General features: G+C 57.9%; 21 protein-coding genes and 3 pseudogenes. 12 read left to right on the top strand and 12 right to left on the bottom strand.

Translation table 11 applies throughout. The annotated features are described in order from the left end of the window. The first annotated feature begins 331 nt into the window (after nt 1-331). A pseudogene (proC, locus tag H1204_RS43445) lies at nt 332-1,146 on the top strand (pyrroline-5-carboxylate reductase). Nucleotides 1,147-1,206: 60 nt separating this feature from the next. Here the strand turns inward: proC and H1204_RS43440 are convergent. From H1204_RS43440 to H1204_RS43395, 10 genes are all read right to left on the bottom strand, one after another. Then, entirely contained in the window at nt 1,207-1,509 is a 303-nt protein-coding gene (locus H1204_RS43440; RefSeq protein ID WP_180736215.1) for a DUF1330 domain-containing protein, read from the bottom strand. Between the two features lie 91 nt (nt 1,510-1,600). Beyond that, complete coding sequence (locus H1204_RS43435) at nt 1,601-1,900, bottom strand: AzlD family protein (protein WP_180736214.1); 300 nt, start codon at nt 1,898-1,900, stop codon at nt 1,601-1,603. After that, entirely contained in the window at nt 1,893-2,630 is a 738-nt protein-coding gene (locus H1204_RS43430) for an AzlC family ABC transporter permease (RefSeq protein ID WP_243469115.1), read from the bottom strand. The genes H1204_RS43435 and H1204_RS43430 overlap by 8 nt, the downstream gene beginning before the upstream one ends. Before the next feature lie 284 nt (nt 2,631-2,914). After that, nucleotides 2,915-3,583 (bottom strand): adenylate kinase, encoded by a 669-nt coding sequence (gene adk / locus H1204_RS43425; protein ID WP_180736213.1) that lies wholly within the window; start codon nt 3,581-3,583, stop codon nt 2,915-2,917. Nucleotides 3,584-3,673: 90 nt separating this feature from the next. After that, nucleotides 3,674-4,375 (bottom strand): ABC transporter ATP-binding protein, encoded by a 702-nt coding sequence (locus tag H1204_RS43420; protein WP_180736212.1) that lies wholly within the window; start codon nt 4,373-4,375, stop codon nt 3,674-3,676. After that, the gene (gene livG, locus H1204_RS43415; RefSeq protein WP_180736211.1) at nt 4,375-5,148 is read right to left on the bottom strand and encodes a high-affinity branched-chain amino acid ABC transporter ATP-binding protein LivG; all 774 of its coding nucleotides are present in this window, start codon (nt 5,146-5,148) and stop codon (nt 4,375-4,377) included. Before livG ends, H1204_RS43420 begins: the two co-directional genes overlap by 1 nt. Beyond that, a complete protein-coding gene (locus H1204_RS43410) occupies nt 5,145-6,419 on the bottom strand; it encodes a high-affinity branched-chain amino acid ABC transporter permease LivM (protein WP_180736210.1) in 1,275 nt (424 codons plus the stop codon). The genes livG and H1204_RS43410 overlap by 4 nt, the downstream gene beginning before the upstream one ends. Nucleotides 6,420-6,429: 10 nt before the next feature. Beyond that, the gene (gene livH / locus H1204_RS43405) at nt 6,430-7,356 is read right to left on the bottom strand and encodes a high-affinity branched-chain amino acid ABC transporter permease LivH (protein ID WP_180736209.1); all 927 of its coding nucleotides are present in this window, start codon (nt 7,354-7,356) and stop codon (nt 6,430-6,432) included. A gap of 118 nt (nt 7,357-7,474) precedes the next feature. Beyond that, a complete protein-coding gene (locus tag H1204_RS43400; protein ID WP_180736208.1) occupies nt 7,475-8,593 on the bottom strand; it encodes a branched-chain amino acid ABC transporter substrate-binding protein in 1,119 nt (372 codons plus the stop codon). Nucleotides 8,594-8,665: 72 nt separating this feature from the next. After that, nucleotides 8,666-9,760 carry a branched-chain amino acid aminotransferase gene (locus H1204_RS43395; RefSeq protein WP_180736309.1) on the bottom strand — a complete coding sequence of 365 codons (1,095 nt, stop codon included), beginning with the start codon at nt 9,758-9,760 and terminating at the stop codon, nt 8,666-8,668. Between the two features lie 180 nt (nt 9,761-9,940). Here H1204_RS43395 and H1204_RS43390 point away from each other — a divergent pair, with 180 nt between their 5' ends. Together H1204_RS43390 and H1204_RS52130 are read left to right on the top strand one after the other, a co-directional pair. Further along, nucleotides 9,941-10,402: an Lrp/AsnC family transcriptional regulator gene (locus H1204_RS43390; RefSeq protein WP_180736207.1), complete on the top strand. Its 462-nt coding sequence runs from the start codon at nt 9,941-9,943 to the stop codon at nt 10,400-10,402. A 1,041-nt stretch (nt 10,403-11,443) separates the two neighbouring features. Further along, the gene (locus H1204_RS52130; RefSeq protein WP_243469108.1) at nt 11,444-11,821 is read left to right on the top strand and encodes a hypothetical protein; all 378 of its coding nucleotides are present in this window, start codon (nt 11,444-11,446) and stop codon (nt 11,819-11,821) included. A 402-nt stretch (nt 11,822-12,223) separates the two neighbouring features. Here H1204_RS52130 and H1204_RS43380 read toward each other — a convergent pair whose 3' ends face one another. Continuing rightward, the gene (locus tag H1204_RS43380; RefSeq protein ID WP_180736206.1) at nt 12,224-13,831 is read right to left on the bottom strand and encodes an FAD-dependent oxidoreductase; all 1,608 of its coding nucleotides are present in this window, start codon (nt 13,829-13,831) and stop codon (nt 12,224-12,226) included. Here H1204_RS43380 and H1204_RS43375 point away from each other — a divergent pair. Further along, entirely contained in the window at nt 13,790-15,106 is a 1,317-nt protein-coding gene (locus H1204_RS43375; protein ID WP_180732393.1) for an IS701 family transposase, read from the top strand. The two genes, H1204_RS43380 and H1204_RS43375, sit on opposite strands and share 42 nt — an antisense overlap. Nucleotides 15,107-15,633: 527 nt before the next feature. Next, nucleotides 15,634-15,927 carry a DUF1330 domain-containing protein gene (locus H1204_RS43370; protein ID WP_078199295.1) on the top strand — a complete coding sequence of 98 codons (294 nt, stop codon included), beginning with the start codon at nt 15,634-15,636 and terminating at the stop codon, nt 15,925-15,927. Nucleotides 15,928-16,103: 176 nt separating this feature from the next. Here H1204_RS43370 and H1204_RS43365 read toward each other — a convergent pair whose 3' ends face one another. Beyond that, nucleotides 16,104-16,487 (bottom strand): VOC family protein, encoded by a 384-nt coding sequence (locus tag H1204_RS43365; RefSeq protein WP_180736205.1) that lies wholly within the window; start codon nt 16,485-16,487, stop codon nt 16,104-16,106. A 194-nt stretch (nt 16,488-16,681) separates the two neighbouring features. Between H1204_RS43365 and H1204_RS43360 the strand changes: the two genes are divergently transcribed. The 7 genes and pseudogenes from H1204_RS43360 to H1204_RS43330 all read left to right on the top strand — a co-directional run bounded on the left by H1204_RS43360 (nt 16,682) and on the right by H1204_RS43330 (nt 23,736). Then, complete coding sequence (locus H1204_RS43360; protein WP_180736204.1) at nt 16,682-17,134, top strand: VOC family protein; 453 nt, start codon at nt 16,682-16,684, stop codon at nt 17,132-17,134. Nucleotides 17,135-17,236: 102 nt separating this feature from the next. Continuing rightward, nucleotides 17,237-17,559: pseudogene (locus H1204_RS43355) on the top strand (nitrilase-related carbon-nitrogen hydrolase); the annotation flags it as partial. Nucleotides 17,560-17,775: 216 nt separating this feature from the next. Next, a complete protein-coding gene (locus tag H1204_RS43350) occupies nt 17,776-18,285 on the top strand; it encodes a lipocalin-like domain-containing protein (RefSeq protein WP_243469107.1) in 510 nt (169 codons plus the stop codon). A gap of 228 nt (nt 18,286-18,513) precedes the next feature. After that, nucleotides 18,514-19,335, top strand: a complete 822-nt coding sequence (locus H1204_RS43345) for a class I SAM-dependent methyltransferase (RefSeq protein ID WP_180736201.1) — start codon at nt 18,514-18,516, stop codon at nt 19,333-19,335. A 767-nt stretch (nt 19,336-20,102) separates the two neighbouring features. After that, nucleotides 20,103-20,492: pseudogene (locus H1204_RS43340) on the top strand (DUF4148 domain-containing protein). A 594-nt stretch (nt 20,493-21,086) separates the two neighbouring features. Further along, complete coding sequence (locus H1204_RS43335; RefSeq protein WP_180736200.1) at nt 21,087-21,803, top strand: hypothetical protein; 717 nt, start codon at nt 21,087-21,089, stop codon at nt 21,801-21,803. Between the two features lie 535 nt (nt 21,804-22,338). Continuing rightward, on the top strand, nt 22,339-23,736 hold the full coding sequence (locus H1204_RS43330; protein ID WP_243469106.1) for a basic amino acid/polyamine antiporter: 1,398 nt from the start codon (nt 22,339-22,341) through the stop codon (nt 23,734-23,736). The last annotated feature ends 54 nt before the right edge of the window (nt 23,737-23,790 follow it).

Genomic DNA, 23,790 nt, shown 5'->3' with positions numbered 1-23,790 from the left:
CATCCCTTCCCGTAAGTCAGTCGCCACTCTGGACGTCCATCCTAATGCTCACCCCCTAAATAAGTCAATATCATTACATTTTAGCGAGAGATAATTCCAGAATTCATGGAATACGCACAATCCGTCCGCCAAATTTGATACATGATGATGTTGCATTTCCATGGACATCGAAGCGCGGGGCCTCTCTCGGGCTTTCAACCCACCCAAGTTTGCGCACGGACGAGCGCACACGCCATTACCCGTTGCCTTGATGTCCGGAGTGGCGACTACCTTCTCCCTCAAGCGGTGCGGACTGCGCTCCTCCCGACTTTTCCCGAACTATAGGCAGATCATGAAATTTGCTTTCATCGGTAGCGGCAACATGGCTACCGCACTCATCGGCGGCCTGATCAAGTGCGGCATCCAGCCCTCGAACATCCTCGCGATCAATCCGAACGACGAGGCGCGCAAGCGTACCGAGAAGGCATTCGGCATTGCCACGAGTGCATCAGCATTTCCGTCACTGCAACGGTTCGACGCGAATGTGCTTGCCGTGAAGCCGCAGATCGCAAAAGAAATCGCGGCGGCGCTGACGCCGAATCCGTCGGCTTCCCAACTCGTCATCAGCATCGTCGCAGGAACACGTGGCGCCGACTTGACGCGATGTCTCGGAGGCCACCCTTGTATTGTCCGCGCCATGCCCAACACGCCCGCGCTCATTGGTATGAGCGCGACCGGACTGGTGGCCCTGGGCGGTATCGACATCGCAGCACGTGAACTCGCATCGCATGTAATGGGCGCAGTCGGTCAGGTTGTATCGTTCGACGACGAATCGAAGGTCGATGCCGTCACCACCGTCTCCGGTAGCGGTCCGGCCTACACCTTCTACTTCATCGACGCAATACAGGAAGCTGCGCGCCTCCTTGGAATGGACGACAAGCAAGCCCGCACCTTGACCGTCGCAACCTTCACCGGCACGGCGCAGCTTGCCACTCAATCTCCCGAATCCGTGAGCGTGCTGCGTGAGCGTGTGACATCCAGAGGCGGCACGACCGCAGCTGCTCTGGAATTGTTCGATTCACATGACCTGAAACCGCAATCGTGCGCGGCGTACTCGCAGCTGACCAACGCGCAAAGAAAATGAGCATTGAATTCGGCGAACAATAGCGCCACCTGGGACGCGGTCGCAACCGGTCACACGACCGCATCGCCTGCTACCGTTCCAGATCAGGCGGCTGGTGGGTCGTAACCTTCGATGATGAAGAGCTTGCCAGTCGATGCGTTGGTTCTGATGGGACGAATAGCCTGATATTCTTCCGAATCGAACCATCGTTTTGCCTGTTCGACCGACGGAAATTCAAGGACAACCCAGCGCTCGCCAGGCGGGGGGCCTTCCAGTTCGTGCTTTGCGCCATTGCGAATCACATATCGCCCGCCGTACTGGGCAATCGTAACGGGCGCGTTCTGCGCGTATTTGACGTATGCATCGGGATCTTGTACGTCAATGAGACCAATAACATAGGCTTTCAAAAGATTCTCCTGATCCGATTACCAAAAAGAGTGCCCTGCTTGCGGTCTGCCCACGCAACATGTCGCAGTCGCAAGTCTGGGCAGCGATTTTCTAGACGAATACATGTCGCAGCAGGGCCGCCGAACTAATCCCGATCAGCACCGTCGGGAGAATCGGCAACCGGGTGGCGGCGAGCATCGTTATCGCCAGCGATGCAATATCTGCCGGATTGGTCGTCGCAAAGTTCGGCGCGATCACCGAAATGAGCACGCACCCGGGCGCAGCTTCCATCACCGCCAACGCCCTTGCGCTCAACACACGGTTGCGCAACAGAAGGTATCCGCCAGCTCTCGTACCGTACGTCACCAGGGCCATGGCGACTATCGTCATCAACGTCGTCACGCTATTCATTTTCAGTCCCCCAAACATACGCACTGATTACACCGCACACCGCGCCTGCCGCTACGTACCAGGCACCGGGAACGAACACGTATGTCGCCACCGCGGCGCCGAGACTCAGGACCCACGGACGGGACGCGCGAAACCCCTTCCACATTCCCCGCATGATCACGAGAAAGACCGCCGGGAAGGCCATATCGAACCCATACTGCTCGACGTTACCGAGCGCTGGACCAACTACCGCACCAAGCGTGGTAAAAGCAATCCACGTTATGTACAGAGGGGCAGAACAGCCTATGTAATATGGGATGCTAAAAAACTGGCGGCTCCGGGTGGGAGAGCTTGCCTTGGCATCAGCGAGGCCCATCGCCCAACTCTCGTCGCACATCAGAAACAGCGCAGGCAAAACCTTACGGCGCGACATGCGGGCAAGAAATGGCGTCAACGTCGCGCCCATCAGAATGTGACGGCAGTTGACCAAGAAGGTGATGGCGACGATCAGCAGCATGTGAGGCGGCGACGTCCATAACCCCACCGCTGCAAACTCCGAGCCGCCGGCAAAATTCAGTCCCGTCATCAGGGACACTTCGAGCGTGCTGAGGCCTTTCTGCGCGGCCTGCGCTCCGAGCACCATGGCGAAGGGGACCATCGCTGCTACGACAGGCAGAGAACTCGCCAGACCACGGCGAAACTCACCAAGACCTTCCTTTGGCTTACCGTGAAACCCGCAGGCTTGAGACACTTCCACGATCGACTCCTCAATTTACGACAACATCATGATAGATATTGTATGCCTTAGCGATTGGCATATGGAGTCGTTTATTCCACTATTTACACACTATCTTGGCATCCGCAGCTTCAAATTAACACATTCATGAAATACGATAGCAAAACGAATCGAGCCGGGATGTGCGCGTGGGGACGGCAAGGGCTGGTACCCCGCGGGACCGACACGGGTCGCGAACGACCTCTACGGATGCCCTGGAACCGGCTGGGAAAGGCGCGTGACTGGGTAAAACACGCCATCTAGGCCGATAGCGCCTCGCGTGCGCGAAGACGTATGGCGTCTATCAGACCGAGTCCCGGGATCCGGCGATACTGCGGCGCCTTCAGCGACGTCGACGAATCGCCCTTCAGTGCCCAGTCGTTGTAGTAGTCGATCAGCGGCCTGGTTTGGGCGACGTACACGTCGAGGCGTTTCTTGACCGTCTCTTCCCTGTCGTCGTCGCGCTGGATCAGCGTTTCGCCCGTCACGTCGTCGACACCTTCGATCTTCGGTGGGTTGAACTTCACGTGGTAAGTGCGCCCAGATGAGGGATGAACGCGGCGACCGCTCACGCGTGTGATGATCTCGTCGAACGGCACATCGATTTCGAGCACGAAATCAATGGGCACGCCTGCCTGCTTCATCGCTTCCGCCTGAGCAATCGTGCGCGGGAATCCATCGAACAGATAGCCGTTCGCGCAGTCGGGCTGCTGCAGGCGCTCCTTCACGAGATTGATGATCAATTCATCGGTAACGAGTTCGCCCGCATCCATGTAACGCTTCGCCTCGATACCGAGCGGCGATCCCGCCTTCACCGCGGCGCGCAGCATGTCGCCCGTCGAGATTTGTGGAATGCCGAACTCTTCCTTGATGAAATTCGCCTGAGTACCCTTGCCCGCGCCCGGCGCGCCTAACAGGATCAATCGCATAATTTAAGCTCTCCTCCAGATTCATCATTCACGCTGCGCGATTCGACAGGCAGCACCGATGCTCATTCACGAACGCTCAGGACCCCTGTCCTAGCCGCCCAGATATGCCATCTTGATTCGCTCGTTGCTCAGCAGATTCTGGCCCGTGTCTGCGAGCACCACCTTGCCGGTTTCGAGAACGTAGCCGCGGTCGGCCACCTGCAACGCCTTGTTGGCGTTCTGCTCAACGAGAAAGACCGTTACCCCCTCGTCGCGGATCGTCCGGATGATGTCGAATATCTGGGCGATGACCAGCGGTGCCAGCCCGAGCGTAGGTTCATCGAGCAGCAGCAGTCGTGGCCGGCTCATCAGCGCACGGCCGATCGCCAGCATCTGCTGCTCGCCGCCCGACATCGTGCCCGCTCGCTGCGACGACCGCTCCTTGAGACGCGGAAACAATCGAAAGACGTGTGCAATACCCGCTTCGATTTCAGGCTTGTCAGCGAAAAAGCCGCCCATTTTCAGGTTATCGAGCACGGTGAGACCTGGAAACACGCGCCGCCCCTCCGGCGAGATCGCCAAACCCTGTCGCATGATCTCGTGTGTCTTCAAACCCGTGATGTCTCGCCCTTCGAACGTCACCCGCCCTTTCGACGCGTGCGGCGTACCGCAGACTGTCATCAGGAGTGTCGTCTTCCCCGCGCCATTGCTGCCTATCAGCGTTACGATTTCGCCCTGGTTGACCTCGATCGACACACCGGACAGTGCCTCGATCGCGTCGTAGTGCGCGTGCACCTGTTCCAGCCTCAGCATCAATCCTCTCCCAGGTAAGCCTTGATAACGCGCGGATCATTGCGCACTTCGTCCGGCTTGCCGGTCACAATCGGCCGACCGTGATCCATCACAAGTATTCGGTCCGATACGCCCATCACAAGGTTCATGTCGTGCTCGATCAGCAGCACGGAAATCCCAAATTCGGCACGCAACCGGAGGATCAGTTGCTGCAGTTCGATTTTCTCTTGTGGGTTAAGGCCGGCAGCGGGCTCGTCGAGCATCAGGATTCGAGGAGCCGTAATCATGCACCGTGCAATCTCGACGCGTCGCTGGAGCCCGTATGACAGGGTGCCGGCTGGACGATTCGCGAATGCCTGTAGATCCATCCGCTCCAGCCAGTCCGTTGCGCGAGCGCGCGCCTCGCACTCCGCACGCCGGTAACCTGGTGTTGCAAACAGCCCACGGAGAAGTCCGCCATCGACCTGCCGATGTTGCGCGACCAGCAGATTTTCCACGACGGTTAGGGTCTTGAACAGCCGGATATTCTGAAACGTTCGAACGAGTCCCTTACGCGCGATCCTGTGGCTCGGCAAACCTGCCACAGGATTGCCGACAAGCACGACGCCGCCGGAGGTCGGCCGATAGAATCCGCCGACGCAGTTGAATACGGTGGTCTTGCCGGCGCCATTCGGCCCGATGATCGCGAATACCTCTTTGCGGCGTACCTCGAAATCGACTCCGTCGACTGCAAGCAGGCCGCCGAACCGCATCTGCAGGCCGCTCACCTTCAGCATCTCCGCCTCGGCGCTCATGGCTGCAGCTCCGTGTCATGGCGGCTCACAGGCAGAAGGCCTTGCGGACGCCAGGTCATCATCAGCACCATGACCACGCCGAAAATCAGCATCCGGTACTCGGCAAAACTGCGCGCCACTTCCGGCAGCACGGTGAGCAGGAGCGCCGCGAGAATCACCCCTAGCTGCGACCCCATGCCACCCAGAACGACAATGGCGAGAATCAACGCAGACTCGATAAACGTAAAAGACTCCGGATTCACGAGACCTTGGCGCGCCGCGAAGAACGCTCCGGCGACTCCGGCGAACGACGCACCAATGGTAAAGGCTGACAGCTTGATCCGCGTCGGGTTGAGGCCCAACGAGCGGCAAGCGATCTCGTCGTCTCGCAGGGCCTCCCACGCGCGACCCATAGGCATGCGGATCAAGCGGCTCGTCACGACCAGTGTCAATCCGACAAGCAGAAGTGCCACCAGATACAAAAAGATGACCATGTACTCCCCGCGGTAGTCGATGCCGATCAGGTCGTTAAACGTTCTCGCACCTTCAACACTCGCATTGCGCGCCAGCTCGAACCCGAACACAGTGGGCTTCGGAATGCCCGAAATGCCGTCCGGGCCGCCCGTCAGACTCGTCACGTTATTGGCGAGCAGCCGGATGATTTCACCGAACCCGAGCGTGACGATTGCAAGATAGTCGCCGCGCAGGCGCAGCACTGGAAAGCCGAGCAGAAAACCGAACGTTGCCGATGCGATCGCGGCGAGGGGCAGGCATTCCCAGAACGTGAGCCCGAAGTACTGGTTGAGCATCGCGTAGGTGTAGCCGCCGATGGCGTAGAAGCCGACATAACCCAGATCGAGCAGGCCCGCAAAGCCCACGACGACGTTCAAGCCCAGACCGAGAATGACGTAGATCAGTGCAAGGGTCGCGGTATCGACCGCGCCACGGGAACCGAAAAAAGGCCATACCGCGCCGACGGCAAAGAGGCCCGCGATAACCGTGCGCTGCCGACGCACGCCGAGTGCAGGCAATTGAGGCAGACGTACCGATTCCTTGATCCTGCCGAGGCCCGGCCTGAACAGCTGAAACAGAAACACGGCGATGACTGCAATCCACACCGGGCGCCAATGATGCTCGAGCACAACCCGGTAGCCATCGAGCTTGAGTTGAAGCCCGAGCACGGGAATTGTGAGGACAGCCGTGAGGATAGCGGCGGTCGCTGCGTTGCCGAGTGGCCCCATGACAGAAGCCCCCGCAACGCGATTGCGCCCGGATGTAACAACGTGACTCATCCCTCGCTCCTTAAACCTTTTCTATGTCCGACTTGCCTAGCAGACCTGTCGGACGGAAGAGCAGAATCAGAACGAGCAAACCAAACGCCACCACGTCCTTGTATTCGGCTGGCATGTAACCTGACGCCAGCGTCTCCGCGAGGCCCAGCAAGACGCCCCCCAGCATCGCGCCAGGAATGCTGCCGATGCCCCCGAGGACTGCTGCAGTAAACGCCTTGATACCCGCGACAAAGCCGATGTACGGATTCAGTTTGCCGGTCGTCAATCCGATCAAAACCCCTCCGACTGCCGCAAGCATCGCGCCGAGTACGAACGTGAACGAGATCACCCGGTTAGTGTCGATGCCGAGCAGATTAGCCATGTTCATGTCTTCGGCGCAGGCGCGGCACGCGCGTCCCATCCGCGAATGTGCGATGTATAGGGTCAGCGCGATCATCAGCACGAGTGTGACTGCGACGATCAGCATCCGCGCATAGGGCACAGTCACCTCGACGCCGCTTCCGAGGTGCATGTCGAATGCCCCTGCGATTAGAACCGGCACCGATACGTCACGTGCGCCCTGACCGATCTGTACATAGTTCTGCAGGAAGATGGACATGCCAATCGCGGAAATCAGTGGCACGAGGCGCGGACCGCCACGCAGCGGACGATACGCGATCCGTTCGATCGCAAATCCATACACTCCGGTAACAACGACCGAGACGGTCAATGCCGCACCAAGCACCAACGGCAGCGGATGGCCTGCCGATGTACCGAGCGCGGTCAACGTCACCAGCCCTACGTACGCACCGATCATGTAAATTTCGCCGTGCGCAAAATTGATCATGCCGATGATTCCGTACACCATCGAATAGCCGATCGCGATCAACGCATAGATTGCGCCCAACGTCAGGCCGTTAACCGCCTGCTGGGCAAATTGGGTGAGGAATTCGTTCATGTAGATAAGCTTCGGGTCACGCTGCACACGTAACCCATTCCCCGTGGCGAGAAGCACGAAGCATCCCGCATCGGACGTACGATGCATCCAGTGCGGACTTGCGAACTGATACTTCGATCTAGTTTGCGGCAGTCTTCGTCGCGTCCTGGTGCCACTTGTAGACGACGAACCGGAATGCTTTCAGGTCACCCTGAGTGTCGAACGAAACCTTACCGATCGGAGTATCGAAACTGTGTTGATGCATGAATGCCGCGACCTTTGACGGATCGGTAGATCTGGCACCCGTAACCGAATCAGCGATGATCTTCACGGCAGCGTAGGCTGGCATCTGGAAAGGGCCGTTTGCGTCCCGCTTCCTTTCGGCAAATGCCTTCATAGTGCCCGCGTTGGCGGGATCGGCCGTGAAGTCCGCCGGCAAGGTGACGAGCATGCCTTCAGACGCGGGGCCGGCGATGGCTGTCACGTCCTTGTTACCAACACCTTCGGGGCCCATGAACTGAGCCTTCACGCCCTGCTCGCGCGCCTGTCGCAGCAGCAGCCCCATTTCAGGGTGATAGCCGCCAAAATAGACGAAATCGACTCCGAGTGACCTGAGCTTGGTGACAATCGCTGAATAGTCGGAATCGCCGGCATTGATCCCCTCGAACAGGACGACCGGAATTTTCGCAGCGTCGAGATCCTTCTTCACCGACGCGGCAATCCCCTGGCCGTACGACTGCTTGTCGTGCAGAATCGCGACCTTACGAGGTTTGACCTTGGCAATGATGTACTGCGCAGCGGCCGGCCCCTGCTGGTCATCGCGGCCGATCGTACGGAATATAAACCTGCGCTTCCTGCCTTCCGTTATCTGTGGCGCCGTCGCGGACGGCGTGATCATCACGATGCCTTCGTTCTCGTAGATGTCCGACGCGGGGATGGTCGAACCGGAGCACAAGTGACCAACCACATACTTGATCCCCTGACTCACGATCTTGTTGGCCACGGCCACAGCCTGCTTCGGTTCACAAGCATCGTCCATGAACACGGCTTCCAGTTTCTCACCACCCGCCCCACCCGTGGCGTTGATCTGTTCAATAGCGGTGAGCGCGCCAGCCTTGACCATATCGCCGTACTGGGCGACCGAGCCACTCATTGGGCCAGCAATCGCGATCTTGAGTGTTTCGGCGTGCGCCGACAAACCGGAAAAAGTCAGTGCAGTTAGGATTGCTACTGAACCTGTTGAGAAAGATTGCTTCATTGACGTGTCGTACTTACGGAACCAGAGAAATTCGCTGTGGGAAACACGGACGCGTGTTTCCCACCAGCGACCTTACAGACGATCGAGCCAGCCGTGTCGATCCTCCGCCCGCCCGTTCTGGATGTCGAGCAACGCAGCCTTCAGGCGGCCCGTGACGGGGCCCGCGCCGCCGTCGCCGATGGTGAAGTTGTACTTGCGGCCCGTCACCTTTCCGATCGGCGTGACGACCGCGGCTGTGCCGCACGCGAAAGCCTCGCGAAGGCGTCCGCTACTCGCGTCCTGCTGCCACTGATCGATCGAGTAGCGCTCCTCGCGCACGGTCAATCCCATGTCCCGTGCCAGTACGATCAATGAATCGCGGGTAATCCCCGGCAGGATCGTCCCGGTGAGCGGCGGCGTCTGGATCGACCCATCGTCAAAGATGAAGAACACGTTCATGCCACCGAGTTCCTCCACCCAGCGTCGCTCCACCGCATCAAGGAAAACCACTTGATCACATCCCTCACGGGTTGCTTCCGCCTGCGCGGCGAGGCTGGCCGCATAGTTGCCGCCACACTTCGCATCCCCGGTGCCTCCAGGCGCTGCACGCGTATATTGGTCGGATACCCAGAGCGTCACAGCCGGTGACCCACCCTTGAAGTAGGAGCCGACAGGACAAGCCACCACGCAATACAGATATTCGGCCGAAGGCTTCATGCCGAGGACGGCTTCCGTGGAAATCATGAACGGCCGGAGATAGAGCGCGGCGCCATCCGTCGCGGGGATCCATTTCTGATCGAGACGAACGAGCGCTCGCACGGATTCGATGAACACGTCCTCCGGCAACGGCTCCATCGCGAGTCGGTTGGCCGAGTTATGGAACCGTCTGGCATTAGCATCCGGACGGAACAGCGTGGCGCCACCATCCGGCAAGCGGTAAGCCTTCATCCCCTCAAAGATTTCCTGGGCATAGTGCAGCACCAGTGTTGCGGGATCGAGCTGCAACGTATCGTGCGGCCGGACCTTGCCGTTGTGCCAACCGCGTTCAGGCGCATATTCGATCGTCACCATGTGATCGGTGAAAACGCGGCCAAAAACCGGATTCTGTAGCAGCGCTTCACGATCGCTGTCAGAGACAGGGTTCGCGGTTTTCTCGACTATCAAGGTCTGTGCGTTAACAGTGCTCATGTCATCCTCACGTCCGGCTTCGGCGGGACCATCCCGCCTTGTCATCCCGATAATGTAGCGCATCGACAGACGCATGCGATTGCGAATATGGCTCATCCTTGCCATACTTTGGCAGTAGAAGTCACATATTCTCGAAATTGAAGCATTCGATTTCACGTCATCAATATTGGCAGGCGCATCATGGAAAAATTGGACGAAATTGACCGGCGCATTCTTCGGACCCTTCAGAAAGACGGCAGGATCCAGAACATCGATTTAGCCGAGAAGGTTGGCCTGTCGCCGTCGCCATGCCTACGCAGAGTAAAAATTCTTGAAGAGGCGGGCGTGATCGAGCGCTACGTCGCGCTGCTCAATGCTGCTAAAGTTGGTGCAGGCCTGACTGTCTTCGTTAGAATCTGGCTCAAGACTCAGGATGCAGAAACGGTCGATCACTTCACGGAAGAGATACGACACCTTCCCCAGGTTGTCGAATGTCACCTTATGGCAGGCGACTGTGACTTCCTCCTTCGTGTCGTAGCCGCCGATCTGGACGCCTACCGGGAATTCCAGGTCAACTCGCTCACCCGTATCAAAGGCGTACAGAGCGTCAAAACGGAAATACCGATGCAAAAGGTCAAATTGACATCGGAACTGCCGCTTTGATATGAGCGATATCAAACCATAGCGATTTCCGGCGAGTGAGAGCGCAGCGGTCAAAACCCGTAGAGGGACCGCTCGACCAACACTGCAATCATTCATCCCACCATCATGATACGCAGTGAAGCCTTCACGCCGCGATAACTGCCTGGTTATCACGGCAACGGACACGCGGGGTGGCGGATCCGCCTTGGAGTCAACGGGTAGCCTTAGAACCTTCCGATGACGGCTGCGGCTAGGGCACCTGCCGAGCTACGGAGCCTGCCTGTTAGTTCCTGAGGTAATCTGCCGATTCGTCGGTCGGCTCTCGGGCGTGTCGTGCGGTTTTCAACGAGCGGGATAGCGATCGTCAGTGCTAACTCTTGGGGGCGTTCCCGTGGCGATGGAGGCATCGTCACCAAAGCTAGCCAGCGGAAAAACAACAGCCGAGAAACGCCACCGTTCAATGCAGGCAGTAAACTGGAGGCGTGCGTGTCGCTTTCGTCGTCGCCGCCATGACAAGGCCCATGCAGCAGCAAACGGCCTCCTTTCCGGACCATGTGAGTTTGTAGCCGGGACCGCCGCAGCGCGCGCCCGCAAGTCTGACGGAGACCATGTTTGTCGATGCGCGAGAACATCCATGATTGGAACATGCGTAATGAGCACGTCCCTGACTAAGGCACTCACAGCGGCCCGGCAACGCGGAAGAGATCGCGCGATTGCTGTGTTCAACCAGCCGGATAACCTCCGACTCGAGGACGCGGCCGCTTATGCACACATCGAACCGGCGACTATCGATGCAGCCAGGAAGCTGCGGCGAAGTCTACGCGCTCGTATCTCCAACGCGTCCGCGCGAGTTCCGATATCCCCGCTGGCAATTTGACGCACCTGTTGGCCGTCTCGCTGCGGTTCTTCGGCCGTTTGTCCAAGCCCGCACGAATTGTTTTGTCATTCATCATTTCATGCTGCACGTGCAGACTACTGCGTCGGGTATTACTTCGATGCAGATCATTCTCGACACTAACGCGAACATTGAGGCATTGATTCAGCTGGCAATAAGTTACGTGCATGCTGATCATGGAGCGTCTTGAGCCGATTCATCTTGACGACCGCTTTACGATGCGGACGCATGACGCATGCTCGGTGGCCGTGCAGAATTTCGCCCCGACCTGGCTTTCGATGCAGATAACTCTCGATAGTAGCGGTAATGAAGGCCCTCGTGCGCAGACGTGTTCGGCTGCGCCGCAAGAAATCGAACAAGCGCAGGCGCTCGCCGATTTGATTCGACCTTTTTTGCAGGAGGACACCCCTAGAGCGGAGTGGCTCGCAGGAAGCGGCACCATCACGTATGACTTCAAGATCTCGGACGTGTATGGAATCTCCGAAGCTTTCGAACCGGAGGGTAAGCTGAATGCGTTGAAATCGCGCGCTGTCACGCTTCGATAGACGATCATGAACAATACACCCGAGCATAGCTCTACTGCCTATCGAGAAAACTATCCTAGGTGACTTCGTCGATGTACATAATAAGTATTATCAACATTTTGGGGCCAAATCATTCGGCGCCTTCAATCAGTCTTCGGCCCAGCTGAGAAACGCCTGCACCTCGCGTCGCACGTCCTCCAGCCTAACGGGATCGCTAGCCGCCCCTAACTTCCGTGGCCGACCCAACTGAGACGTTCGCAACGACTCTGATGCGATGACTGGCCTGCGACGATCCCGGGTCATTCCGATTCAAGCCGACGCGATAAAATTAAATACGCCGCGGAAAAATGGATCGAACTGCTGTGTCCGCGAATCGGAAGCCAACCGCCTGACGATAACCCTCTTTGCACGCCTACTAACGACTCATCCTCGACGACTTTCCAGGTATTTGTGAACGAATGCGATTGCCATACTGCCTTCTCCAACGGCAGAGGCGACGCGTTTGACCGGACTCAGTCGTACATCTCCGCATGCGAATACGCCGGGGATACTCGTTTCGAGCAGGTAAGGGTCTCGAGTTTCGGACCAGCGCCCGGCCCTAACGACATCGTCCCCCGTGAGCACAAACCCTCGTTGATCGCGCGCGATCTCCATCGGTAGCCATCCGGTCTCCGCGTCTGCACCGATAAAAACGAAAAGCCCTCCGCAGGCCTTCCAACTCACCTCTCCATGTGACCGATCCCGCAAACAGATCTCCGAAAGACGAGAGTCTCCCCCTACCGCGATCACTTCCGAATCGAGTTGGACGGAGACGTTGGATTTTGCCTTGATCTGCTCGATTAGATAGCGGGACATATTTTTCTCAAGCGAGTCCCCACGCACAACAAGCGTTACGTGCCGTGCATGATTGGCGAAATTCAAAGCGGCTTGACCGGCCGAATTGCCACCGCCGATGAGGAAAATGTCAAGACCATGCGTACCACCGGAGTCGCCGCGCGAGGCGCCATAATGGATGCCCTTACCCGCAAATCGGTCACAGCCCTCGATGTCGAGCCTTCGCCAGCTGACGCCTGTCGCGAGGATAATTGTTCGCGCCTGAATGATGTCGTCCCCGTCGAGGTGTAAACAGTGAGCGCCAATCTCGACTTTCCTGACCGATCGCGCAACCACGATCTCTGCACCAAGTCTCTTTGCCTGCTGCAATGCGCGGCTTGCAAGCTCTTCCCCTGATACGCCATTCGGAAAACCGAGATAATTTTCGATGCGCGATGATGTACCTGCCTGCCCACCTAGTGCCTCGCGCTCGAGGACTAGAGTACGCAGACCTTCAGATGCACCATAGACGGCTGCTGCAAGCCCAGCCGGACCTCCTCCGATAATTACGGTGTCGTAGTCCCGCAGGCTCGGCTGGGTTCGCAAACCTAGCGCTGTAGCGAGCTGTCGAGTTGACGGACGCCGGAGAACAGTCCCGTCATGTAACTTCAAAACGGGAAAATCATCTGCTTGAAAACGTTCCCCTGACTCCGAAAATCGCTTCTCGAAATCATCGGGCGCCTTCAACTCGAAGCTGACCTGATTGCGTTGCAAGAACTGTTGCAACGCCCTGCAGGCGGGATCAAGTCGATCGCCGATCATCGTTGCCCGGGGCTTGGGCGGTTCGTCAGCGATTTCCTGCAGCCCCCCGACGCGCTCTCGCGCGAGAAGCCCGACTTTTACTGCGATTTCTCGGCATGAGGCCGCAATCGCATAATAGTGTTGCGTCTCGACACGCATAACCCGGGAGGGAGAAGCAGCTCGGTAAGAGATAACGAATGGCGAGCTCAACACAAGCGGCAGTTCACCGAACACACTTCCAGGCGTTCTCCAACCGAGCGTGCGCTCGACACTATCAAAAACCTTGAAGGCTTCTAATCTCACTGTGTCACAAAATCTATTTGCAGTGAAGCGATACCTGGTAGTATTGAATAATACAGACTTCGGGCGATCGCGATGAGAGAAGATGTCGACGAATTTGACGCGTATCTGAATCATCTGGCGCTGGCGTTAGGGCACGCCGATCGCCATGCCGGCCTCAAGGGTTACTGTTCGGGCTTGGTAATGCCGTTGTCACGCAAGAGCGTCGAGCCGATGGCCGCGCATATTGACCCACTTCACGCGAGTGCGAAACACCAGTCACTTCACCATTTTGTGGCCAAGGCAGAATGGTCTGACCGGGCGGTCCTGCAGCGGGTACGCGAATGGGTGATGCCCGCGTTAGGCCTGCACGCTGCTGAAGAGGCTGGCTATTACTGGATTATTGACGATACGGGCTTCCCGAAGAAGGGCAAGCATTCGGTCGGCGTAGCGCGACAATACTGTGGGCAACTGGGCAAACAGGATAACTGCCAGATCGCCGTGAGCCTGTCGATCGCGACGCAACGGGGCAGTTTGCCGATTGCCTGGCAATTGTATATCCCCAAGGAATGGATTGACGACCGGGAACGTGCCCGTCGCGCTGGCATTCCCGACGAACTAGTTTTCCAGACCAAGCCACAGATTGCGCTGGCCCAGCTTCGCGAGGCCATAGCATCCGGCGTTGCGCCGGGCATCGTGCTGGCCGACGCTGGGTATGGCGACGAAACCGCATTCCGGGAGGGCATAACTGAACTGGGTTTGTTGTACGCGGTAGGGATCCGGCCGGTCACCTCTGTGTGGGCGCCAGGTACGGAGCCGCTTCCACCCAAGCCCTGGAGCGGGCGCGGTCAGCCACCGAAGTTGTTGCGCCGTGCGCCCGGCCATAAACCGCTCGCGGTGAAGGAACTGGCCATGCAATTACCCGTGAACGCCTGGCAAACCGTAACCTGGCGGGAAGGTAGCAACGCAGCACTTTCCTCACGCTTTGCCGCCGTACGGGTTCGTCCCGCACATCACGACTATTGGCGAAGTACGGTTCGCGACGAAGAATGGCTGCTTATTGAATGGCCTGATGGCGATACGGAGCCGCTCAAATACTTTCTCGCTACTGCCCCCGAGGAGGCGACACTTGAGCAGCTTGTGTTCGTGACCAAGATGCGCTGGCGCATCGAGCGCGACTATCAGGACCTGAAACAGGAGTTCGGGCTCGGTCATTATGAAGGGCGAGGCTGGCGTGGCTTTCACCACCACGCCACATTGAGTATCGCTGCGTATGGGTTTCTGATGGCTCAGCGACTGCGAATGCAATCAGGTGGACGCGATAAAAAAAACTTCCTTGAACGGGCGCTGCCTGCCCTTCCCTCGGATTACATCCCCCGGGGCAGTCCAGCGCGCTCAACGCCACGTTCCTGATTCCATTACCACGTTGCGCATCCTGCTTGGACTAAGGCTCATGCAACGATGGCTCGCTCCCTAGTACAGCAATCGAGCGCGCAATTATTTATATGACACAGTAGTACTAGTTGGCTTTTAAGGAATTATTAAATTCACTGCGAAATTACATTTATTTCATTTAATTCGTTTGTATGAATAGTCATTTTCATTCTAATATCTTGAACTATAAAATGAAATAAATATGATATTTCATTGATATGACAATGGAAGGTAACCCGCGCGAGCGAATTCTGATACACGCCCGCCGCTAAGGCGTACCGGACGCTGATCTCCGACGACTATCAAGTGGTAGAGAACCTATACAAACCAAGCGCCACGCACGATATCGCGACAAGTGCTTCGTGTCGGATGTGAACGAACACCGGAATGTCCTGCTAACGCATCCCGATGGAATGCGGGCAGCCGTTAAATGGAAACCGATGAGGCGAGCGCTTAGGGGCAACCATTTCAAATCAAGCAATGACTCCGCGTGAAAGGATCGCGCCATGACTGCATATCTGATTGCCGATGTCGATGTAACAGATCCCACCGCTTTTGAAGAGTACAAGCGAGAAGTGCCTGCTACTGAGGCGCCCTACGGCGGAAAGTATTTGGGCCGTGGTGGCCTAACAAAGGTTCTCGAAGGCGACTGGCAACCGCATCGTCTGGTCATCGTCGAATTCCCAGACATGGATTCCTTGATGGCTTGGTATGACTCGCCGGAGTACGCCCGTCTGAAGGCGATCCGCCAACGATGTGCGACGACAAGGATTGTCGCGCTAGAAGGGTTGCAGCCATGACCTCGTAGTCAGGCGGAGCGTCGCCGGTTTTAGTCGCCCGTCGAAAGGCCGTCATTCCCTCGTGAACGGTCCTTCGCGAATTGATCGCGAGGGACTGTTCCTGTGCCGTCCACTGCCCCGATGCGGTCCGCAGATCGAGGTAGGACGCGATCCCGCCACGGCGTGTGCTTTTCTCGCTACCCTCCACGAAAAACAGCTTCGATGTTGTTGCCGTCCGGATCGAGCACGAAAGCGGCGTAGTAACCGGGCGGAAAGCCATGCTGAGTCTTACGGTAGCCGGGTGCGCCGTTGTCGGTGCCGCCAGCTTTCAGGGCTGCCTGGTAGAACGCGTCTACCTCGGCGCAATTCCTCGCTACAAAGGCAGTGTGCTGTTTCACGCCATGCGGGTGAAAGCGGTCAATCCAGAAAACCGGGTAGTCAACGCCGTAGCCGATACCATCGGCCCCACTGTTGTCCGGCATTTGCATCACGCGGCGCATGCCAAGCGTGCCCAAAGCGGCGTCGTAAAACGTGGCGGAACGACGGACGTCCGCAACTCCAATTCCGGTGTGATCGATCATCGTAGTACCCTGAGTGTTCCGCTCGAGCAATAGGGACGGAAAATTGCCCGCGATGCACATGTTCGCAGGAAATACGCACACGCGCGACACGCCTGGGAACGCACCAGACGCGGACGAACTGGACGAACAACACCAGATCGCTCGGATCGAGCGCGATATTTATCGAAAAATAGATCAAGCAAATGGAGGGTTAAATGATTGACTCCACAAAGCCGCGCGCCGTCGGCATCAATCACGTAGCGCTGGAAGTCGGCGATATCGAGGAAGCGCTGGAATTCTATGGCCGCATCTTCGACTTTCAATTGCGCGGCAAGACCAGGACGATGGCCTTCATCGATCTTGGCGACCAATTCATCGCGTTGCAGGCGGGACGGAAACAGCCCGCCGATGACGGCCGGCATGTCGGCCTCGTTGTCGATGACAAGGAGGCGGCGCGCGCCGCCCTCAAGGCGGCGGGGGTAATGCCGATCGACGGTCCGTTTCTGGATTTCCGCGACCCGTGGGGCAATCGTATCGAGATCGTCGGCTATGACAATATCCAGTTCACCAAGGCTCCGAACGTTCTGCGCGGCATGGGGCTGACACATTTGATCAAGAACGAAAGCGCGAAAAAGGAACTGGCGGAAAAAGGGATGGCGGCGAGCTAGAGGAAATATTCATGACGGTCTCGTTCGCGCCGGATTGCGGTCCTTCAATCACGCTCGTTGGTGGGCTGCACCTGGCCGACCTTAGCCTGTCGTCGATCTGCGGCACGCGAAGGTCGCTGCTTCGTCCTCTCTGCGTGCCAGCATCTGCGGCGCAGCGACGCCCCGGAAAATTACGCAGCGGTTCAAGGGAACAATCCGGATACCGTTCTGATGCGCGGAGGAAGTTGCATCGTCGCCCCCTCGGCGAGGTGCTTGCTGACCCCGTGCTCGATGAAGACGCCCTGCTGGTGCACGAACTGGATCTTGGTGACCTCGCAAGAGGAAAATACGATTTCGATGTCGCCGGACACTACGCCTGTCCGGATATATTTCAGCTCCATGTGAATGAGGCGACCACTCCACCTGTCGTCTTTAGACAGAACTGAGGCAGGGATGTCGTCGCACACGCCAATCAATGCGAAGGACACATGGCAGGAGGCGTCGGCGCGCCTAAACTCAGATTGCCGCCTTGCACGAAATGATCGGATGCGCTGCCCGGATTCCAGAGGGGTAGATAGACGCACTGGTGGCGCTCGGACGAAACAACGATCCGTTCCCTGCGGTTACTCAGCCACGCGTTGACATCCGTGATGGAGAGTTTCATGAAAGGTCACATCACTGCCTTGCTCATCGGCCCCGCGTTATGGGCTTACACACTATTCGGCGTTCAAGTGGCCTTCGCCCAAACGACGGCCGACCTGGTTGGCACCTGGAAGCTTGTCTCACTCACGGTTTTGAAAAGCGGAAGCGCGGTGGAAATTATGGGAGAGCGCCCGGAAGGTCAACTCGTCCTTGGCGCCGATGGGCGCTACACCCTGGTCGCTCTTCGTGCGAACTTGCCGCGGCTTGCGTCGGGGGATCGTCTTTCAGCGACTGGGGACGAAAACAGACAGATTGTGCAGGGAAGCATCGCGCATTTCGGAACATACAAAGTCGATCCCGCTGCACATACGATCGAATTTCATATTCGGAAGGGGACGTTTCCGAACTGGGATGGCGAAACACAGGCGAGACCATTCGTCATTGAAGGCGACCGGTTGACCTACGTCACGCCTGGTAGCTTCGGATACGGCGCGTCAACAGTCGTCTGGCAGAGGGAACGTAACAAGTAGAGAGAGATCCGAAGCGCTGGACAACGCCGGCGAATTCGAGATCTGAGATTGACGCTGACTGTCTGAGGCATCCTGGCCGACTGACGTGGTGACGGTCGTAAAGGGCGTGGAATTCAACTGCACGAAGTGTTTAATGCGGTCCGGGGCCGGTTGCAGTCCGTCGGAAAGCTATCCGACGGGCACTGACTTACGGCCAGGATCAACAAGCTGTGCCTTTTGGAGCTCCACATGACGGCCCCCGAACATCCTTCAACTGCGGGCTATGACACCCTGTATTCGGCGTTCGATTCGCCTTTGATGAGGCAGTTGCGTCAGGAGGCTTATGGAGAGGATATCGGCCAGCACTCGTGGGTCACCGCCGATGAGCTTCGATCGGACATGGCGCGACTCTCGCTCACCGCCTCATGCAGGCTCCTCGACGTCGGGTGCGGCCCTTGCGGACCGTTGGTCTTCGCGGTCAAATCGACGGGCTGCACGGGTACCGGACTGGACGTGAGTGTTTCCGCGATTGCATCGGGGCGCGCAAGGGCTTCGGCCGCAGGCGTTCAAGACCGCATTGCGCTCCTCGAGGCCGATCTGAATCTGCCGATTCCCCTTGAAGGTTCATCATTCGACGCTGTCATAGCCTTGGATGTCGTCGTTCATCTTCGTCACCGTAAAGCGTTTTTCGATCAGATGGCGAGGCTGTTGGTACCCACCGGGAGGTTCCTGCTTACCGATGCAGGCGTCATCACCGGACCGATTTCGAACGAGGAGGTGGAGCGACGGAGTATCAACGGATACACCCAGTTCGTGCCTGCAGGTGTCAATGAAACTCTGCTCGGAGCTGCCGGTTTCCGCCTGCTTGATCAAGAGGACAGAACAGGCAGCGTTCTCTTCAACGCGAGCGGAAGACTGAGAGCCATGCTAGCCCATCGGACCGAGATCGAGCATTCCAACGGGAAAGAGGCATTTGCGCGACAACAACGGTATGTCGAAACTGTCGTCTCGCTCTCGGAGCGACGAGCCTTGTCTCGAATCATGTACTTCGCCGAGTTAGCGGAGATATGAACGGGGGTGTTCGTTCCGCCGGCCGTGCTCCCTAATGACGTGTGTTCGAAGGATTTTATAGTGCGGTCTTGGCCGACCGCATACCAGGGTATCGAAGTGTAAGCAATAGCTGAGGTAATCTATTTTCCGATCACGCGACACGCGCTCTTGGAGTCGAATCGGTTGTGACGACTAGCCAACGACCGTAGTACTTCCCGAAAGGTACCGACCTGTCAGCGCATTCACAGGCCATTCAACGCCGTGGCGAGACGCCAATGAGCGTCCTAGGAAGACCCTGAACTACGAAACGCCAGGCGAACGATTCCAGCAGCTATTGCATCGACCGATTGAATCCGCAGAGCGGAGCCGACGCCTGAACGTCTGAGCGACGGTACGAGCGAATGACGCTTCGTGTCCGATTTTTGTCGTTTTGACGGATTACCGACCGGCGCGGCGACACGGGAAATCCGCCCCCCAACTGAAGTGCCGGCGACAATTTTCTGTTTTTTGAAGCATGCGCCTCTCGCTCGGAATTCGCCCTCAGTCTGCGGTTTCGTCTATCGCGTGCATGTCGAATATTCGTTCGACAGGACGTCAACACGCCTATCGGCAGACAAATGTCGCGCCGGTTTGCCGAGTCAACAAATGAATTTTCGCGGCACTCTTTCGTTTAATCAGGGTGAACGCCGCTGGCGCCACGCGCTATATCGGTCCTGCACGGTTGCACGCCTGGCTCGAAGAATGAGGGAATTGGGTATTAGTGCGTGCAACGGCAAAAGGAGATCATCGTGAAATCGGTTGTTTACGCAGTCGTCGCTACTTCCGCCTTTGCGGTATCAGTCGCGGCATTCGCCTAATCGGATACGCAAGCGCCCCTCACACGCGGCCAGGTGCGCGCCGAACTTCAGCAACTCGAGCAAGCTGGCTATAGCCCCTCAACAGGCGAGGACATAAACTACCCGCAAGATATTCAGGCAGCTGAAGCGGGCGTGGCTGCGAGGAATGGCACAACAGGATACGGTGGCGTGAAAGGCACATCATCGGGAGCAGGTTCGCTCACGATCGTCTCGCCTGCCTCACTTAGAATCTGGGATTCAATTACTGAGCGCCCGGCAAGACGCGGCCCCTACCTGCCAACACGGTCCCATCGCTCGCCCCGTCATCAGTTACTCGTTTAGCTAAACCAAGGCGAAAAACCCCTCCCGACGGCGATCGCGCTAATGCACTACGTCCAGCAACGGTCGCGCGGCACGGCGCGTCCCGCCCCACGCTGGTTCTGCTCGCTCGGCCGCTTTGAGATTGGCGCTGCGCAACACGCAGAATAGTGACACGCACCGTTGCGGCCGCGACGGACGACGGGCGATTTTTGACCCACATGAGCCACCTGGAAAGAATCGGCGAGCGTCCGATTGCCGCCAGATATGAGAGACTGACTCGCAATGTTGCAGGTCGCGGGGATAGGCCTGCTGCTCATCTTGACGCACGGGGAGGTGGCGGCATATCCGGCGGTGCGAGGGATCTGAGGTCACGCCTGCAATGTCCGACGCTGCGCCTCGGTGCCTCACGCCATGATCGATCTTACGGGTGGAATAGAAGCCGGCACCTCAGCATTGAAGCAAATCGCAGGTAACGGTCCTCACGAGTGTTTCACAGCGCGCCTGAATTGCCGCCTCGTTAAATCGATCCCTGTCAAGACTTCAAGTTGACCGCCGCGTGGCCTGGCATGAACAATGTTCCAGCACAGATCACGGCAGGTACGGAGGACGCTGAACATGAATCCCTCAACGAAGGACTCGGGACCTCAGTGGATCGACCCGGGCGAGCGGCTGAGAGCCCCCCGTGCTGCTGCCGTCGCGGGCATCTTATTTTCTTTGTTACTGATTACCGGCCTTCTGATTCTGCGGCGTTCTGTTCCGGTGGGTCCTATAGAAGCGGGCCAGTGGCTTCGAGAAAGTTCGGGTACGTTAGCTGTTGCGCTCAATCTAGTACCGTTTGCTGGCATTGCCTTTCTCTGGTTCATTGGCGTGCTGCGGGATCGTCTCGGAGACTACGAGGATCGCTTCTTTGCCACGGTGTTCCTGGGGAGTGGCCTCCTGTTCCTGGCAATGTTGTTTGCCGCTGCGGCATTCTTCGGAGGGATTGTGGCCGCGTATCGAGTTGGGTTCGAACGACTTCCCGGTTCGGTCACGTTCACCGTCGCGCGAGAGTTTGCCAACGAAGCCATGAATGTTTACGCGGTCCGCATGGCCGCAGTATTCACGACGGCCACCAGTACACTTGCTCTTCATACGGGTTTTGTATCGCGCTGGATTGCGTATATTGGATACGCCACCGCGCTCGCTTTGTTCTTTGCTGGCCGCTACATAGATTGGATCGTGCTTGTTTTCCCGATCTGGGTTCTCCTTCTCAGCCTGCACATCCTGATAGACAATTTCAGCGTATTGCGGAAGGTCGGCACGAGTGATTCCGACAGGAAAGGCGACGCTTGATTCGTCAATCCGGGGGAACATTGGCGGCAGACTGGTTCCGCTGACTCGGGCGCTCAGAATGGGCGATTTGTAGCGGGAAGCGTTGGTGCATTCAAGGTCCACTCATGGCCGTACCCGGGCCGACGATGAGGTGGCGGTAAGCGCGATCGATGATGCTTCCGTATCGGGCAGCAGTCGACCCGTTCCCGTCATTCGGCTCTCCGCGACGGCAACGGCCGCTCTCAAAGTCCAACGAACATTTACCGTACGTGATGGCCGGTCGCATGTCCGCTGGTCCAGCCGCTCGAATTCGACTACCCCGAACCAGGCTTGCCCACGGCGGCAACGGACAGCGGCAAACAAGTTTGATCTGCGTCAATTGCATTCTGCGCTGGGCGCGCAATCTGCATTGATGGTCCGGCTGAGCGCACGCGCCAAGCCTTACATTCCCGGAGTAACGAAAATGGCTCGACCTGCAGCCGGGACGGCCCCGGCATCCCCAACGCCAACAGAGAGCAAGCCTGCTACATCGACAGGTCAACCGGACAGACGGAGGTTGGGCCTCCTGCTACTGAGCGGCATCGTTGTCGGCTCGATGATTGGCGGCGGCGCGTTCAATTTGCCGCAAAACATGGCCGCTGGCGCGGGCCTTGGCGCCATTACGGTTGCATGGGGCATTACGCTGGTCGGCATGTTCTTTCTGTCCAACTCGTTTCGGACGCTCGCGGACCAGCGGGCCGATCTCAAGTCGGGAATCTACTCATACGCACGCGAAGGCTTTGGCAGATTTGCCGGCTTCGAGATGGCGTGGGGCTACTGGTTGAGTTCGGCCTTCGGCAATGTTGCCTTTGCTGTCCTGATCATGCAGACACTGGGATACTTCTTCCCGGTCTTCGACGGCAAAAACTGGCAGTCGATCCTGGGCGGATCGGTGCTGATATGGGCTATGCATTTCATGGTGCTTTCCGGCGTCAAGCGCACAGCAATGCTCAATACCCTGGCGAGCGTGGTCAATATCGTCACACTGTCGGTCGGCGTCGTGATCATGGCGCTTTTCTTCCAGAAAATGCAGTTTTCCTACGATGTCTGGGGCCAACAACAGCACCTCGGTAGCACGCTCGCCCAGGTGAAGAGCACCATGCTTGTCACGCTCTGGGTATTCATCGGCATAGAGGGCGCCGTGGTCGTCTCTGACCGCGCCCGCGACCCGCACCAGGTGGGTACGGCCACCTTCGTCGGTCTTGCGGTATGCACGACGCTCTATTTCCTGCTGTCGGCGCTACCGTTCGGCGTGTTGCACCAAACCGGGCTAGCCAAGCTTCAAAACCCGTCGGCGGCCTACATGCTGGAGAACCTTGTTGGCCACTGGGGCGCGGTCTTCGTCGTGGTCTCGGTGCTTTTTTCGGTCCTGAGCTGCTGGCTGGCGTGGACGATCCTTGTCGCGGAGCTGCCCTTCGCAGCTGCGAAGGAAAACGTATTCCCGCGCTTTTTGTCCCGGGAAAACCAAAATCAGGCTGCGGCGCCGTCGCTCTGGATGTCCAGCATCGTCATGCAGGCGATGATGTTCGTCGTGCTGTTCGCAAACGATGCGTGGATCTGGCTGATCAGTGTCGCAGGCGTCACCATACTGCCGCCGTATCTCGCGAGCGCAGCGTTCCTGTGGAAGTGCGCTGCCCAAAAGACATTCAAGATACACGAGGGTGAGAGAAGACGCGCCTCGCTGTGGACGGGTATCCTGGCTACGCTTTACGCCGCATGGCTTCTATATGCCGCCGGTCCGAAATATCTGCTGCTGTCGACCATTTTTTTCGTTATCGGGATTCCCGTCTTCTGGTACGCGCAGCGCGAAAGGGATCGGAGCGCGCCGGCCTTCACCCGAATGGAAGGGTGGCTGCAGGCATACTCTGCGTCGTGGCAGTCATCGCTGCTGTGCTGTTTGCCACGAAGGTGTTGACGGTTGGCTGACGGGGTGAAATGCGGTATTCGACTGGCTCTTCCAGATCGACGC

Source organism: Paraburkholderia sp. PGU19 (assembly GCF_013426915.1).
In the GTDB taxonomy this organism is placed as follows: Bacteria; Pseudomonadota; Gammaproteobacteria; order Burkholderiales; family Burkholderiaceae; genus Paraburkholderia.
The sequence above is the reverse complement of the archived record's forward strand: the minus strand, read 5'-3'. Positions and strand labels throughout refer to the sequence as shown.